Annotated in this window: 10 protein-coding genes; 4 read left to right on the plus strand and 6 right to left on the minus strand. The window is 69.9% G+C overall.

From position 1 onward, the window contains the following. Positions 1-70 precede the first annotated feature (70 nt). The 5 genes from AB0L65_RS60155 to AB0L65_RS60175 form a co-directional block, all read right to left on the minus strand. Positions 71-1,066 carry an NAD(P)H-binding protein gene (locus AB0L65_RS60155; RefSeq protein WP_364266166.1) on the minus strand — a complete coding sequence of 332 codons (996 nt, stop codon included), beginning with the start codon at positions 1,064-1,066 and terminating at the stop codon, positions 71-73. A 32-nt stretch (positions 1,067-1,098) separates the two neighbouring features. Further along, positions 1,099-2,043, minus strand: coding sequence for an alpha/beta hydrolase (locus tag AB0L65_RS60160; protein WP_364266173.1), 945 nt, complete (start codon positions 2,041-2,043; stop codon positions 1,099-1,101). Between the two features lie 348 nt (positions 2,044-2,391). Beyond that, a complete protein-coding gene (locus AB0L65_RS60165; protein WP_364266260.1) occupies positions 2,392-3,294 on the minus strand; it encodes a LysR family transcriptional regulator in 903 nt (300 codons plus the stop codon). A 245-nt stretch (positions 3,295-3,539) separates the two neighbouring features. Further along, complete coding sequence (locus tag AB0L65_RS60170; protein WP_364266176.1) at positions 3,540-4,664, minus strand: ThiF family adenylyltransferase; 1,125 nt, start codon at positions 4,662-4,664, stop codon at positions 3,540-3,542. 194 nt (positions 4,665-4,858) lie between these two features. Further along, the gene (locus tag AB0L65_RS60175) at positions 4,859-5,620 is read right to left on the minus strand and encodes a phosphotransferase (RefSeq protein WP_364266179.1); all 762 of its coding nucleotides are present in this window, start codon (positions 5,618-5,620) and stop codon (positions 4,859-4,861) included. Positions 5,621-5,821: 201 nt separating this feature from the next. Here AB0L65_RS60175 and AB0L65_RS60180 point away from each other — a divergent pair, with 201 nt between their 5' ends. Then, entirely contained in the window at positions 5,822-6,001 is a 180-nt protein-coding gene (locus tag AB0L65_RS60180; protein WP_364266182.1) for a hypothetical protein, read from the plus strand. Between the two features lie 104 nt (positions 6,002-6,105). Beyond that, positions 6,106-7,092, plus strand: coding sequence for a polyprenyl synthetase family protein (locus tag AB0L65_RS60185; RefSeq protein WP_364266185.1), 987 nt, complete (start codon positions 6,106-6,108; stop codon positions 7,090-7,092). 103 nt (positions 7,093-7,195) lie between these two features. Here AB0L65_RS60185 and AB0L65_RS60190 read toward each other — a convergent pair whose 3' ends face one another. Beyond that, positions 7,196-10,078, minus strand: coding sequence for a choice-of-anchor L domain-containing protein (locus tag AB0L65_RS60190; protein WP_364266188.1), 2,883 nt, complete (start codon positions 10,076-10,078; stop codon positions 7,196-7,198). A gap of 290 nt (positions 10,079-10,368) precedes the next feature. Here AB0L65_RS60190 and AB0L65_RS60195 point away from each other — a divergent pair, with 290 nt between their 5' ends. Together AB0L65_RS60195 and AB0L65_RS60200 are read left to right on the plus strand one after the other, a co-directional pair. Next, a complete protein-coding gene (locus AB0L65_RS60195) occupies positions 10,369-12,972 on the plus strand; it encodes a M4 family metallopeptidase (RefSeq protein WP_364266191.1) in 2,604 nt (867 codons plus the stop codon). Between the two features lie 8 nt (positions 12,973-12,980). Then, the gene (locus AB0L65_RS60200; RefSeq protein ID WP_364266194.1) at positions 12,981-16,481 is read left to right on the plus strand and encodes a carboxypeptidase regulatory-like domain-containing protein; all 3,501 of its coding nucleotides are present in this window, start codon (positions 12,981-12,983) and stop codon (positions 16,479-16,481) included. The last annotated feature ends 24 nt before the right edge of the window (positions 16,482-16,505 follow it).

A 16,505-nucleotide genomic window follows, 5' to 3' on the forward strand; every position in this document is an offset into this window, starting at 1 on the left:
GACGGGGCCTTAGACAAGTCCGATCATCCCAGCTCAAGGGCACTTTTCTTATGTGAACGATCAGGTCGGCTCAAATTCGCCGTGAAAGCCGCAGGTTAGCCTTCAGTCGCTGGATGCGCTGATTGTTCTGCAGCGCCCACCGCACGTCCTTCGGCCGGCGCCCGAGCAGGGTTGCCAACTCATCGCTGACGACGTCGTAACGGCCGCCGGCGACCAGCCTGGTCAGGGTCTTCAAGTGCTCGGCTGCATGCGGGTTCCCGGCCAGGGCCCCGTCCACGTAGGTCTCGTTCCACGTTTCGACGTTCTCGGAAACGTAGGCCACCTGGCGTCCCAGCGCGGCGCCGTAGTCCTCCGCGAACCCGTGCATGTCCTGCAGTTCCGGTCCGGTGAGCGCGTAGGACCTCGAGATGTGCGGCGCCGGGTCGACCAGGATTTTCACGCACAGCTCCGCCACGTCGTGGCCGGCGATGGGCGCGACCCGCTGAGGGCCGAAAGGCAGGCGCAGTTCTCCGTGGCGCAGCGGTTCCAGCGCCAGCATGGTCAGGATGGGATTCTCGACGAAGATGGTCGCCCGTACGTTGACAGTCGGGAGGCCGGACCAGTCCAGCACCTGCTCGGAGATCCAGTGGGCCCGCTGCTGAGGTGACCAGTCCGTGACGAGCCCGCCGAGCCAGGCACGCCGCTCTTCGTCCGACGCGGTCATCTTCTCGAACGTCATGTAGGACTGTTCGTACTCGGAGATGTTGACGAAGACCTCTATTCCGCCCTGGGCCCGCGCCGCCGCGGCCATCAGCGTGACGGCGTCGGTGTAGTACGGCGACAGGCTCATGCTGAAGTAGACGCGCCGGCAGCCCTTCAGCGCGGCGGTCACCTGAGCGACGTTGAGGAGATCACCGACAATCACCTCGGCCCCCGCCCGGCGGAGTGCGTGCGCGCGTTCGTCGTCGCGCCGCACGAACGCGCGCACTCGCCTGCCCTGCGCAAGCAGCATCTGGACCATCACTCTGCTCACAGAGCCCACTTCGCCTCCAGCACCTGTGATCAGAATGGGATCGCGTTCTGGCATCGACTTGTCCTCTCGTCTGTTCGGGGGTTGGGTCAGCTGTTCAGGAAGCCCAGAATGTGGTCGGCCACCGTCTCGGGCTGCTCAAGGTGGAGGAAGTGGCCTGCACGGGGTACGACGATGCGTTCGAAGCCGTTCTTGAACAGGGTGTCCATGCCGTCGCTCAAATCCACGGAGATGCAGTTGTCGTCGGCCCCGTGGAGGTAGAGCGACGGGACGGTGATGGGACCGCTTGCCCGCGCTTCCAGGGCTTGCGTCGCCTCGTCCGCGGGGGGCGAGAACAACTGGCGGTAGTAGCCCAGGATTTCGGTCAGGACTCCGGGACCGCGGAGGGTTTCCTTGAGCGCGGAACGCTCCGCATCCGGCAGCTCGTAGCCGGGTGACCATTCTCGCCAGAGCCGGTCGATGAAGGCGAAGTCGTTGAGCTCGATGGCCGGCTCCGCCAGGGCTGTCTGGAAGAAGAACATGTACCAGCTGCGTCGCTGCTGGTCACCGTCGGCGAGCCAGGCGGTTCGCAGTCGAGGGCCATGGGGGACCGCCATACCGACAAGTTTGCGGACGCGTGCCGCGTCGAGGTTGGCTGCCGCGTACGCCGCCCGAGCACCGAGGTCGTGACCGATGAGATCCGCTCGCTCGTGCCCGAGCGCTTCGATGAGGTCCAGGACGTCCTGCCCGGTCGCCGACGCGCGATAGGAGCCGTCGGGCGCCGCGCCGCCTGGCCAGTATCCGCGCTGCGCGGGAGCGGCCGCCCGATACCCGTCCCGTGCAAGGCGGTCGAGAAGCCCAACCCAGCTGGCGGCATGGTCGGGAAATCCATGGAGGCAGAGGATGAGCGGCCCGCTCCCGGCCTCAAGGATCGGAACCTCCAGCCCGCCTGCCAGAACGGTCCGTCGACGGACACGCTCCCCTGGGGAGGACTCACCTTTCGGGGAGTCCCCGACGGACAGGTCCGCCGACGGTCGCTGTGTCACCTGTGCCATGCGTCCGACCTCCAAGCCGCCTTCGTGGCGTCGCAGGTCCGCAAGCGCGGACCAAGGGATGAAGTCCTGTGCCCCGCTCCGGCCGAACGGAACCGGTCCTGCGGGGTCATCGGGGCGCTGAGCCGTCGATGCGGGTGACGAAGTCGAGGCGTGCTGCCATGGTGTCGGTGATATTCGCCATCGATTTTCCTCCGGACTCTACGTGCCGCTGTCTCGGCACCTCATTTCAGCCGCTGTCGAAGCTAGTCGCGACGGAGGAAAAACGGAATGTGCAAAATGCGAAAAGCGGTATGACGGCAATGGTCATACCGCTTCGGCGCGATTTGTTTGTCCCTGGTCCCGGACCGGTCACCTGCTGAGGGGCTCGGCGAAGATCTCGCGGGCCACCTCGACGAGTTCTTCGAGGTCGCCGCCGTGGGCGCGATCGCGACGCCAGAGCAGCCCCGTGTCAAGCCGGGGGTGGAAGTCCGCGAACGGGAGGACGGCCACATTCTCCATGCCGTACTGGTGTATCGGGCTCTTGTCGTCCAGCATGGCAATCGAGAACGCCAGCCCGCCGGATATGATCTCGGTCAGCCCGTCGTAGCTCCGGCCGGTCAATTTTATCCGTTCCTTGAGACCGAGCTCGGACAGCTGGCCGTCGAGCTGCTTGAAATAGGCGGGAGTCATTTCCGCGGGGAAACCGGCATAGGGCAGGTCGGTGAGTTCGGCCAGAGCGACCGAGTCGCGTCCGGCGAACCGGTCCGCCGGCACGACCGCGCCGAGCCGCTCCGACATCACCAGCAGTTGATCCAGCCCCGGCTCGCTGACCGGAAGCCGCGCCAGCGTCAGCGCCAGGCGGCCGTCGCGCACGGCGGCGATGAGGGTCGAGGCGGTGCCGGGCCAACGTTTGAGGTCGAACCGCTCCGTGACCCGCCCGGTGAGGATATCGACACGTTCGCGCAGGTCCGGGTGGACACCTGAAGGCATGCCGAAGAGTACGGTGCTGCGCTGTGGGCGCATCGCCTCACGCAGCCGCCACTCGATGGAGTTGACCCGATCCAGCGCGTCGCGCGCTATCGGAAGGAGCGCATTGCCGGCGGGCGTGAGTGTGACGTGGTGGGTGCTGCGGTCGAACAACCGGTACCCGAGTTCGTGCTCAAGATCCTTGATTCGCTGACTCAAGGGAGAAGCCGCCATGTGCAGCTTGCGAGCCGCGGCGGAGAAGTTCAGCTCCTCTGCGACGGCAATGAAATACCGCAAGTGCAGCATCTCCACACGGCCAACTTTACGTCCCACCAGGATTGACCGGAAATCGGCCCTGGCACCTCCACCGGCGCTCCTACGGGGCCGGACGCCACCGTCCGGTTCGGCGGCACATGCGCCGGCCTCAACCGGCAGAGCCCGAATCCCGACGTCGCAGCATCCTCGGGGCAGGTGTCCGAGGCTCGCCGACGATCATCGCGTTGCGGAACTCGAAGCCGTCCTCCGGGCGGTAGCGCTTGATCTCGGTTCCGTCAGGGGTGGTCGGGGCCGTCCGGTCGCTCGTATGGAGATCCTTTTCCGCAAGTGAGACAGTCGGGCCGCCTCGGGATGGGCCGTGAGCGGATCTCCAGCGGCCAGAAGTCCACCTCGCTCCACCGTCCGCTCAGCGCCGGGGGCAACCCCGTCAGGACCCGGATCGCCTCCCAGGCCAGAATCGTGCCGACCAGCCCGCACAGCGCCCCGATGGCGCCTGCCTTCTGCCTCTTGCCGACCAGCGACTCCATCCGGCCGCGCCCGTGGTCGGCGAAGGTCTCGGCGCGGACGCAGGTCCAGCACGCGGTCTCCCCGGGCAGGACCGTCGTGCCGAGCACCCCGATGTGGTACGCGTACCCGGTGCCCAGGATGTGCGGCACGTCCGGCCAGCAGGCCTCGCTGACCCAGGTGGAGGTGTCGTTGGGCGTGGGCAGGTCGATCGCGTTGATCACGATGTGCGCGCCGTCCACCAGGTCGGCGAGGTCGGCGGCGGAGGTGACGCGCCGGTCGAACGTCTCGACCGTGACGAAGGGATTGGCGGCCCGCAGCCTGGCCGCGGCCGCCTCGACCTTGGGCGCTCCCACGTCGGCGACGCAGAACAGGGTCTGCCGGGTCAGGTTCGACGGCTCGACCCGGTCGAAGTCGCACAGGCGGATGGTGCCGACGCCCGCGTTCGCCAGGGAGAGCGCGACCCAGCCGCCGAGCCCGCCGACCCCGCACACCACCGCGGTCGAGCGGTCGACACGCTCCTGCAACTGCACGCCGCTGGAAAGGTCGGTGAGGCCCTGGTCGCAGAAATCCTGGAGCAGCCGCAATTGGCGGTCGTAGAATTGGGCGCGATCGTCGCCGAGCCGCGCGAACGACCCCTCGAGGTGGCCGACCCGGCTCAGCAGCCGCTCTTCCGTGAGGATTTGCAGCACCTCGCCGAGCGGCTGCGAGTCGCCGACGGACCGCTCGATCTCGGCATATGTGCGAGTGCCGTCCAGAAGTGTTATCACCCGTTTCACAAAGGCGTCGGCGGCGAATCTCTTCACCGTTCTGTCCGCCGTGCAGAGGAAGAGCAGTTCGTCGCCCTCGGTCTGGACGATCACGCTTTCCCGCAGGCGGGGGCGCCAATCCGTCACGTGTTCCTCCGAGTGCGGGTGAGGTGAAAACACCTCACCCGCACGCTTGTCAGTTGCCGGCGGAATTCGAAGCGGTGACGGCGCCGACGCGCATGCTCGTCTCTTCGAGCTTCACCATGACAGGACGTCTTCGCATGGCCCCACCTTACGTCCGGACGGATTCCTTCACTGCATTCTCTCCATGACAGAGTTTTTTACAAGGGAAACTCGGACAACTCCTGAATCGCCTGGTCGAGGTCGTCGGCGACGCCGCCTTCGTACAGCTGGACGTAAAGCTCGTCGGGGCCGCGGCCATATCTGCGTATCTGGCCGGCCCGCACGCGCAGGCGCGCCTGCGCCTCGCGGACGATCTCCTCGGGGCCGCCGCGCCAGCCGTACTCCTCGAGGAACAGGCGCAGCCGCTCCGGCCGGGCGGCGTCGTCGCGGAATCCGTCGGCCGTCGCCGCGCGCCGGGCGTACAGCGGCACCCAGGCGATGGCCACCCACGCCACGTCCGAGTCCGGTGTGACCGGCCCGGCGAAGTCCCAGTCGAAGAAGCCGGTCAGCCTGCCCTCGTGCCACGCGGCGTTGAACGGCCCGGCGTCGTTGTGCGCGATGATCGTTCCCGGGGTCCAGGACCCGCCGAGCCGCCAGCGAGCCGTGGGAGCGGGCACGTAGTCGGCCACGGCCTCGTGATAGTCGCGCAGCCAGCGGGCCACCTGGACCAGCGCGTCCTCGCTCCACGCCCACGCGGGCCACGGTGGCGCGCCGGCGATCTCGCCCGCCAGGTAGGTGAGGATCTCCCGGCCCTCCGCGTCCACGCCCAGGACGCGGGGAGCGCCGCCGAACCCCTTGCGCTCCAGGTGCCGCAGGAGCTCGTGAACCGACGCCGACCACGCGCGCACCGGCCGCCGCACCGTGGCGCCGATCCGCACCACGGCCTGGTCGTTGCCGCCCATGAGCCGGTCAGCGGCCATGGCCGTCCCGGGCTGCGATCTCGGCGGCGAGTGCGCGTACGGTGTCCGGGCTGGGAACGGCCGGCCAGATCTGCCGAAAAATCCGCATATCACCGGTCCCCGGGTCAGCCATGTGTCGGCCAGCGATCTCCACCCTAATTTTCTCGCCTGAGGCTGTCCATGATCCCGTGAAGGGCGCGATGACATGCGATCATCGGCGCAGTGACGTCCCCCCTTGATCAGCGCGGCCGCCGGTCCGGCGCCGTCGGGGGAGCCGTCACGGCAGGGCGGCCTCGTGACACGCGGATCTTCGCGGTTGCGGTGGGCGCGGCCCTTGGCGCGGTCTGTCTGCTGCTCGGCTCCACCGGCTCCTTCATGTTCGCGTTGTTCGGGAACGTGTAGCGGTTCGGCAGGACGGAGCTCGACGCCGACTACGACATCTCCCCGTGGCGCGGATCTCAGGGTTAGAGTCTGCCGGATCATGAAATATCACGGAGAAGGCGGATATGTCGGCTATCGAGCAGCTGAAGTTAACCGACCCTGACCTGGCGGAACATCTGCGCAAGAGCATGGCCGAAGTGGAGGCCAGGCTGCACGTGGCAGCCGTGGAATCGCCCGACCCCCTGGTGAGCCAGACCGCCGGCTACCTCCTGGGCGCGGGCGGCAAGCGGTGGCGCCCACTCCTGGTGCTGCTGGGCGCCCAGTTCGGCGACCCGGAGCGCGACTCGGTGCTGGACGCGGCCGCGGTCGTCGAGCTCGTCCATGCCGCCTCGCTGTACCACGACGACGTAATGGACGAGGCGCCGCTGCGCCACGGGGTGCCCAGCGCGCACACCCGCTGGAACAACAAGATCGCGATTCTGGCCGGCGACCACCTGGTCGCCCGCGCCGCCACGCTCAGCCTGGGCCTGGACGAGCAGGCGCGCCGCGCTCAGGCGGAGGCGTTCGAGCGGCTGGTGATGGGGCAGATCAGGGAGGTGGCGGGCCCGCGTCCCGGCCAGGATCCCGTCGCCCACCACCTGGAGGTGGTACGCGACAAGTCCGCCTCCCTCATCGCGCTGTCCGTACGGCTGGGCGGCATCTGCGCGGGCGCCGACGCCGGCACGGTCGCGGCGCTGGGGGAGTACGGCGAAGCGCTCGGCGTGGCCTTCCAGCTGTCCGACGACCTGATCGACATCGTCTCCGGCGCGGACAGGGCGGGCAAGGCGGCGGGGACCGACCTGCGCGCCGGCGTGCTGACCCTGCCCGCCCTGCTGGCGCTGCGCGAGGGCGGGCGGCTCGGCGAGCTCCTGGCCGCCGGCCCGCTCCAGGACGCCGAGCTGCACGCCGAGGCGCTGGAGCTGTTGCGCTCGTCGGCGGGTCTGGCCGCCGCCGGGTCGGAGGCGGCCAGGTACGCGGCCGAGGCGCGCTCGGCCGCCGGGCGGCTCCGTGACTGCCCGGCCAAGCAGGTCCTGGAGGCTCTGTGCGAGCTGGTGTCCTCCCGCGCGGCCTGACAGCAACCCGCGAACGCCGACCCGGGACGCGCCGGGCCGGATGCGCGGACGCTGACCCGGGACCGTCGCCGCGGGCCGGGTCAGCGTCCCCGTGGGGTCCCGGTCAGAGGTTGAGCGGGATCTTCACGTACGAGCCGTCGATGTTGCCCGCCTTGTCGATGCTCCGCAGGTGGAGCGTCCAGGTCCCGGTGGAACCGGTGGGCTTCATCCAGTAGAACGGCAGGCCGTACGTGGAGTACTGCGGGGTGTCGTCCGGATCGCTGGACACGATGGCCCACTCGATCCGCCCCACGCCCGACCCGCCGGCGTCGGTCGCGGAGGCGTCGACGTGCACCCGCTTCCTGCCGTCGTACTCGTCGTACCCGAGCGTGACGTCGGTGTCGGGCGGGGTCTCGTCGTCCGCCGCCGAACCCGTCACCGTGGGCAGCGGGTCCTGGGCCGGGCAGCCCGAGTCGCACGGCGTGACGGAGACCCGGGTCGCGGGGACCGTGACGCCGCCGCCGTTGAGGGTGATGTGGTCGTTCGGCCCGATGAGGATGGGCTCGTACGGGATGGTCGAGGTGATGACGCCGTTCTCGTACGTGCGCAGCCGGAGGTAGACGTAGCCGAAGTCCGTCGAGGTGATCGTGGCCGCGGCCCTGCCCTGGCGGAGGAAGGCGGAGATGCGCTTGTACGGGCCGACGCCCGCGGCGTAGGAGCTGCCGGGGATGTCCTCCAGCTCGACCTCGGTCGCCGGGTCGGTGAACCCGGTGCGCAGCCCGCCCGCGTCGGTGAGCAGCAGGTTGACCGGGCCTCTGATCTCCACTTCGGTGCCCGTGAGCCCGCCGGCGGCGGCCGCCTGGACGCTGTCGTCCTGCTGTGCCGCGAGGGCGGCCGTGGCGGGTCCTTCGCCCTGGATGGCGTTGACGGCGTCGTAGACGACCTGCGACTCGTTGGGCAGTTCGACATGGCCGATACCGGAGTAGGCGGGCTGGACCACGGAGTTGCCGCGCAGCCCCGCGGTGAGCCGGGCCGAGCCGAGCGGCACGGTGCCGTCACCGAGGTCACTCCAGTTGATCATGACGCCGGTGCCGTTGACGCAGCCGTCCCACCAGCCCTTCTTCTCGTTGCAGTGCGCCTCGGGGAACTCGTCGAAGCTCACCGGGGTGGTCACGCCGGTGCCCACCAGGCGGGTCAGGCCGACCCTGGATTCGGCGGGGTTCCAGGCGTCGGACGCCCGGTGCCAGGCGCGGGCCTTGTCGATCAGCGCCAGGTTCTTGTCGCTGAGCATGTCGCGCACCTGGTCGGGGGTGAGCGGGCCGCCCGGTACGCGGTTGACCGGCGGCTCGACCACGGTGTGGTAGTTGTCGGAAGGCAGGAGCTCCAGGAAGCCGGGGAAGTTCTTGGTGATCTTCGCGGCCTGGTTCCTGTTGAGCAGGCAGCGGCCGGCGGTCAGGTCGATCACGCAGGGCGTCTTGTAGTGCATGACGCCCAGCGCCTTCGCGGCGCCCAGGTACGGCGTGGCGATGGTGGAGATCCGGTTGATCTTGCCGACGGAGCGCTGCATGCGCGTGGCGGCCAGCGTCACCAGCCCGCCCTGGGAGTGGGCGATGATGTTGACCCGGTCGGCGCCGGTGGCCTGCAGGACCGACTCGATCCGGTCCAGCAGCTGGTCCGCGTTGTGGTCCGACGACTTGCGCCAGTCCACGGGGTTGAGGAAGAGGTTCTCGCCCGGCTGCGGGTTCTCGATGTCGCCCAGCACGTACCCGGCGTTCTGCAGGTGGCTGACGGTGCCCGCGTAGATGGACTTGATGTTGAGGATCTTCATGATGACCTCGGGGGCGTAGACGCCGTTGCCCTTGGCGTCGGTCTCCCCGTCGTCGTTCAGCATGATGTTGTCGAGGTGCGAGTCGCTCAGGCTGAGCAGCTTGGTCAGGGTGCCCGGCCAGTACTCGGTGCTCGCGTCCCTCAGCTTGGACCCCATGATGCCCGGCACGAAGATCACCGGCTTGGTGACGGGCTTGGCGCCGGTGCCGCACTCGGCCGGCTCGTCCTGGGTGTAGGTGAGCTTGCGCACCAGCGCGGCCGAGTCGTAGACCGCGTCGTGCTGGTCGAAGATCGACAGGTAGAGCTTGTGCGACCCGCCGGTGATGGGGGTTGAGGCCTTCATCAGCGGCGTGGCCCCGTCGTACGTCGTCCCGGCCGAGGCCGAGGCGGTCATCGCCAGCAGGCCGGTCGTGTTGGTGGAGATGACGTTGCCGGAGGGGTCGAAGGCGAAGTTGTCCGGCGCCAGGATGGTCGACTCGTTGGTGGTCCAGGTGGTGCGGTCCAACTCGGCGACGAAGCCGTCGTTGTAGGCGGACCTGACGAACTCGGGGAACTCCTCGCTGAAGTACTTGACCTCGAAGGTCATGCACTTGGCCCAGGACGGGACGTCCAGGTCGACCCGGAGCACGGTGACGTCGTAGGCGCTGTCGCCGCGGACCTTGCCGCCGCCCGAGTCGCGCCCGTCGGAGTGGAACTGGTTGGCCTGCGGCGCGAGGGTGGCGTCGCCCGTGGTCAGCAGGGCGCCGGTGCCGGAGAGGCCGCCGATGCCGGTGCCCAGGCCGTTGGTCCCGGTGGCGGGCGGGGTGGTGACGTAGGAGGCCGTGACCAGGCTGCTGTCGCCGACCAGGGCGCCGGCCAGCGCCCTGGCGCCGTCGGCGCCGGTGCCCACCGGGGTCACGCTGCCCGCGTCGACGTCCAGCGTGGTGACGTCGGCGGAGCGGGTCTTCCGGGCCTCGCGCGCCTTGGCGGCGCGCTCGCGGGCGGTCTTGCGGTCGGTGGGCCTGCCGACGGAGATCGTGTGGCGCTCCGAGGAGGGTGCGCCGGTCGACGGGGCGCTGGACGAGGCGGGGGACGGGGCGGGGGAGGGGCTGACGGGATCGGCGAGGGCGGGGGCGGGGGCGGTCATTCCGGTCCCTGCCATCGCGACGGCGAGCATGACCAATAAGAACCTGCGGCGCATCGGCTGCTCCAGGCTGGGTCGGGCCGTGAGAACGGACTTCGCTCCGGGCGTTCGTGTCACGGCGGGCCGGGACCAGCGACACCAAGATCAAAGCGGAGAAAACGTATACATCAACACGTACGCGGTCAAGTCCGAAAAATGGATATTGACGGAACATGACGGAGGCTCAATACTCCAGGTGATCAATCCCCTGGCCTCCCTACAGCCCCCGTGAGCACTGGTCGACGCATGCCTGTGTGCTGGCGGTCTGCACCCTTCCCGTTACCCCCCGCACCTGTGTGGAGCATGCCATGCGCTTGGCCAAAAACGTTTTCCGTGCCTTATGGGCGGGTGGGCTCGCAGCCGCGGCCTGCGTCGCGGTGACCTGGGGGATGCTGGCGCTGCTCGTGAGCGGCGCGGAAGGACTGGTCGGGAGCTTCCTGGCCAGGAGCGTGAACGGGGTCACCACCGCGGCGGCCGCCGCCACGGGCGGACCGGTGGACTGGTGGTCGGCCACGCTCTCCTCCGGCGGCCGGATCTGGCCGCTGCGCTTCCTGCTCCAGGGCTCGCCGATGGTGCTGCTCGCGCTCGGGCCCGTGGCGGCCGGGCTGACGGCCGGCCTGCTCACCCGGGGCAGGGCCCGGCTGCTCGCCGTCTCGGCCGGGTACGCCGCCGTGATCACCACCACGGCCACGGTCACCGCCCTGGTGGCGCCCGGCGAGCTCGCGGCCGTCAGCACACCCTGGCCGATCGCGTTCGTGCTGGCCCTGGCCTGGTGCTTCGCCGTGGGGCTGGCCGGCCAGGCGGCGCGCCGCGTGAAGGTCGTGGCCGCCGGCGCGGCCGTCCTGCTGCTCGCGCAGCTCTCCGTCTCCGGTTCCGCGGTCGCCGCCCCTCCGGCCAAGGCCAGGACCGAGCTGCCGGTGACCATGGCGGCCGCGGGCCCGCCCGAGCCCGCCCCGGTCGGCTACTTCCGTCCGGGCGTGACCGAGGCGCTCGCCAAGGTGGGGGTCTCCAACGCCTCCGACGGAGCGAAGATCGCCGCCGACACCGGTGTCACCATGGCCAAGGACCCCTGGCTGGGCGTGCCCACGATGCTGAGCCTGCAGAGCCCCGCCGGCAAGGACGTCAAGAGCTGGCTGCGCGCCAACGCCGGGCTCCTCGCGTCCAAGGACCCCGTCGCCCAGCTCACGGAGCTGCCCGCCAGGCCCAAGGACCCGCTGGGACTCAAGCACGACTGGTTCCAGCAGCAGGTCGACGGCGTGCCGGTGTACGGCGCGCGGGTCGGCGTCCACCGCGACGCCAAGGGCAAGACCGTGCTCAGCCTGACCAACAACTTCATCCCCGACCTGGCCCCCACCGGCACCAAGCCGACCCTCGACGCCGGATCCGCCGTGACCGCCGCCGGCCGGGCCATGCCGGGCGCGAAGGCGGGCGCGGCGCCCGAGCTCCTGCTGCTGCCCGACGAGCCGGACCCCGGCAAGCCGGTGGCGGCCACGCTGGTCTGGCGGGTGCCGATGGCCGCCGACGACGGCCGTTCGACGGTCTTCTACGTCGACGCGCTCAGCACCGGGCGGATCGTCAAGTTCGAGCCCGGCCACCTGGAGTACAAGAACCGCAGCGTCTGGGACCTGAACAACAACCCGCGCCCCAGCGGCGGCCCGGCCAGGACCGAGGGCGAGGGCCCGGTGTCCGAGCCCGACGTCAACGCCGTCTACGACCACAGCGGCCGCTTCTACGACTACCTGTCGAGCACCTTCGGCCGCGACAGCTGGGACGGCGAGGGCGCCAGGATGAACTCCTACGCCCGCTACTCCAACGACCGCAACCACCAGCCGGTCAAGAACGCCTTCTTCGACCCGCTGACCGGCGAGACCATGTTCGGCGAGGGCACCGCCACGCTCACCATCGTCTCCCACGAGTGGCAGCACGGCGTCACCCACTCCAGCGCCGGCCTGTTCTCCTTCTTCCAGGGCGGCTCGCTCCACGAGAGCTTCTCCGACGTCTTCGCGGCCTTCACCGAGTACAAGGTCAAGGGCAGCACCAACTGGAAGGCGGGCGAGGGCAGCTCGCTCGGCGTCATCCGCGACCTGGCCAACCCCAGCGCGCTCAGCTATGACGGCAAGCCGCACCCCGACCACTACAGCAAGTACTGGCTGGGCTGCGCCGACGGCGGCTGGGTCCACTTCAACAGCCTGATCCCCAGCCACGCCTGGTACATCCTGGCCACCCGCATCGGCATCGAGAAGACCCAGGAGATCGCCTACCGCGACCTCACCACCCAGCTCGGCCCGCGCTCGCGCTTCTCCGACACACGCGCCGGCGCCATCCAGGCGGCCTCGGACCTGTACGGCAAGAACTCGCCCGAGATGCTGGAGGCCTGGCGTGCCTTCGGCGCGGTCGGGATCGACGGCAACTACGAGTCGCCGCGCCAGGAGTGCATGTGCTTCGCCGACGAGTCGCTGACCGGCGTCGGCCTGGAGGCGCTGGACCCCGGCGGCGCCGGCACCGACGCGACGGTGGCCAGCCTGCTGCGCGTCCGCGACATCTTCGAGAACGCCGAGTCCGGCGCCGTCATGCACTACGCGCAGCTGTACGCCCGGGCCAACAGCCGCGCCATGGAACTCCTCACCACCAGCGACACGCTCCGCAGGCAGACCGCCCACCTCATGCAGAGCATGGAACCGGCCTTCCGCACGGTCAACACGCCGCAGGGCGACCTGACGACCGTCACGCAGGGGCAGATCGACGAGATCAACGCGCTGGTCGACGCCTACCTCGAGGCTGACATCGACGCGGGCAGCGACGGCACCTGGACGGCTCTGGCCCGCTCGGAACTCGAGTACGCCAACATCCAGTCGATGGTCGGCATGTCGGTCAACGAGGCGTACGCCTACCTCGAATCACTCTTCGACTAAGGAAACACATGCGCCGCCGCCTCCTGACGGCCCTCTGGCTGGTGCCCGCGTTGTTGCTGGGCTCAGCCGTACCGGCCGCCGCCGCGAACGACCCCCTGCCCGACCGGCTCGACCGCGCGGTCGCCGCCAAGCTCGCCGAGCACGACACCACCGACGTGTTCGTGATGCTCAAGGAGAAGGCGGACCTGTCCGGCGGGAAGTCGCTACGCGGGCATGCCGCCAAGGCCGAGCACGGGTTCCGCACGCTGCGCTCGACCGCCGAGCGCAGCCAGCGCGGCCTGCGCTCCTTCCTCCAGGACTCCAAGGCGATCTTCACGCCGTACTGGCTGGTCAACGCCGTGCTGGTGCGCGGCGCCGACGCCGGCCTGGTCAAGCGGCTGGCCGAGCGGCCCGACGTGGCCCGGGTACGGCCGGCCGGCAGCGTCTCGCTGCCGGAGCCCGAGCGCGCGGCCAAGGCCGCGGCCCAGGTCGCGGGCGTGGAGTGGGGCGTGGACTCTGTCGGCGCCCCGCGCGTCTGGTCCGGCTTCGGAGCCAAGGGCGAGGGCATCGTCGTCGCCACGATCGACTCCGGCGTACAGTACGACCACCCCGCCCTGGCCGGGCAGTACCGCGGGCGCAAGGCCGACGGGAGCTACGACCACAACTACAACTGGTTCGACCCCACGCTGGTCTGCGGCGTCCCCTCGGCGACGCCGTGCGACAACAACGGGCACGGCACCCACACCATGGGCACCATCGTCGGCGCGGGCGGGATCGGCGTGGCGCCCGGCGCCACCTGGATCAGCGCCAAGGGCTGCGAGACGAGCAGGTGCAGCGACGTCTTCCTGCTGGAGGCGGGCCAGTGGATGCTGGCGCCCACCGACCTGGAAGGCAACAATCCGCGCCCCGACCTCGCGCCGCACCTGGTGAGCAACTCGTGGGGCGGTGACGCGGGCGACCCCTTCTACCAGGAGATCGTGAACTCCTGGGTGGCGTCGGGCATCTTCCCGCTCTTCGCCGCGGGCAACGCCGGCCCCGAGTGCGCCACCGCGCACTCGCCCGGCGACTACGCCAACACCTACGCCGTCGGCGCCTACCAGTCCGACGGGAAGATCGCCGACTTCTCCAGCCGCGGCGACCCGGAAGGTACGGCGATCAAGCCCAACATCGCCGCGCCCGGCGTGGCGATCCGCTCGTCCGTGCCGGGCAGCGGCTACTCGGCTTACAGCGGCACGTCCATGGCCACGCCCCACGTGGCGGGAGCGGTGGCGCTGCTGTGGTCCGCCGCGCCGACCCTGCGCGGCGACATCGCCGCCACCAGGCGGGCGCTGGACGAGACCGCCGTGGACGTGACCGACTACAGCTGCGGCGGCGACAGCGCGAACAACCGGGTGTGGGGGCAGGGACGGCTGGACGCCTTCGCCGCCGTCACCTTCGCGCCGCGCGGCCAGACCGGCACGCTCGCCGGAACCGTCCGCGACGCCACCGGCGCGGCCGTGCCGAAGCCGACCGTGACCCTGACCGCCTCCGGCGTCAAGCGGACCCTGACCGGCGGCGCCGACGGGACCTTCAGCATCCCGCTGCCTCCCGGCTCCTACGAGGTCACCGCCTGGGCCTTCGGCTTCGCGCCCGCCACCGGCACCGCCACCGTGGTCGCCGGCGCCACCGCCACCCGTAACCTGTCCCTGGCCACGGTCCCGCGTTACGACGTCTACGGAGAGGTCCGGCAGTCCGGCGGCGAGCCGCTGCCCGGCGCGGTGGTCAGCATCGAGGGCACCCCCTACGCCCCCGTCACCACCGAGTCGGACGGCGCCTTCGCCATGCTCGGCGTCCCCGTCGGCACCTGGCGGGTGAACGTGCAGGGAGCCCGGTGCGGCGCCTCCACCACGGTGACGCTCGTGGTCGACTCCGACGAGGTCCTCCAGATCGACACCCCGCTGCGCAAGGACGCCTTCAACAACAAGTGCGACGTCATCCCGACGCTCACCTGGGAGTCGGGCACCACCCCGCTGGCGCTGACGGGTGACGACGCGGGCGTCGCGGTCACCCTGCCCTTCTCCTTCCCGCTGTACGGCAAGCCGTACACCAAGGCGTGGATCTCCACCAACGGCTTCATCAACTTCCAGCGGCTCAGCACTCTGTCCATCAACAGCGCGATCCCGAGCGGCGGCCTGCCCAACTCCGCGATCTACGCCTTCTGGGACGACCTCGTCGTGGACTCCTCGGCGCAGGTGCTCACCGCCACCCTCGGTGCCGCGCCCAACCGGCGCTACCTCGTCGAGTGGCGCAACGTCACCCTGGTCTCCCAGCCCACGGCGCGCCTCACCTTCTCCGCGGAACTGCACGAGAACGGGCAGATCCTCATCCAGTACAAATCGCTGTCGAGCGGCCTGATGCCACGCGGCTCCTCGGCCACGATCGGCATCGAGAACAGCACGGGGACGCTCGGCTTCGAGTACTCCAGCAACGTGCCCGTGCTGCGCTCGGGCATGGGCATCCGCTTCTACGGCGCGGGCGTCGTCCAGGGCGTGGTGCGCGACCCCGCCGGCACGCCTCTCAAGGGCATCGAGGTCGGCTACGCGATGCCGAACGACTCGACGCTCATGGAGCAGGCCGTCACCGACGCCACCGGCGCGTACCGCCTGTTCCCCCTGCCGGGCGAGTACACGGTGTCGATCGCCGCCGCCGACTGGGAGTACTACTCCTCCAAGGTCACGCTCGGCGAAGAGGGGCAGGTCATCGACCTCGACATCACCCTGTATCCCAGCAGCAGCGACATCTCCGGCGTCATCAGGGACAGCTCGGGCAAACCCCTCCCCGGGGTGAGCGTGGCCGTCATGGACCGCAACATCGCGGCCGCGACCACGGACGAGACCGGCGCCTACCGGCTGACCGGCGTCCACGGCGGCACCCAGTGGATCCAGGTGTTCGCCCGGGCCTGCGAGGTGATCGTCCAGAAACGGCTGACGGTCACCGGCGACCTCGTCGTCGACCTGACCCAGGGCATGCCCGTCGACGACTCCGGCTTCGCCTGCACGCGCAAGCCACGCGCGTGGGTCGAGGGCACCGAGGTGCGCAACGTCAACGCGACCACCAGCGAGATGGTGCCGCTGCCCTTCTCCTTCCCGCTCTCCGGCGACACCTTCACCAGCGTGGGCGTCACCGGTCTCGGCATGCTGCTCTTCTACGACGCGCTGACCGGCGAGTGGTCCTGGGCCGCGCCGTACACCGACAACCTGGACTACGACGACCAGTCCTCGGTGCGCACCGCGACGGTGAACGGCGCGTTCGTCGTCGAGTGGCGCGGCGTCCTGCTCAAGGGCACCGGCCTGCGCCTCACCTTCGAGGCGGTGCTCCACCCCGACGGCCGCATGGTGTTCCAGTACGGCGACCTGCCCGACGACCCGCGGATCCGCAACGGGGAGGGCGTCGTGGCGGTGTCCAACGCCTACGGGCCCGACGTGCTGCTGATCCGCGGCACGCTCGACCCCGAGACGGCCTTCGAGGTCCGGCCGGCCTCTCAGAGCTGAAGGCCGGACGGCGACCGCCCGCTG

Source organism: Nonomuraea sp. NPDC052116 (assembly GCF_040680035.1).
In the GTDB taxonomy this organism is placed as follows: domain Bacteria; phylum Actinomycetota; class Actinomycetes; order Streptosporangiales; family Streptosporangiaceae; genus Nonomuraea; species Nonomuraea angiospora_A.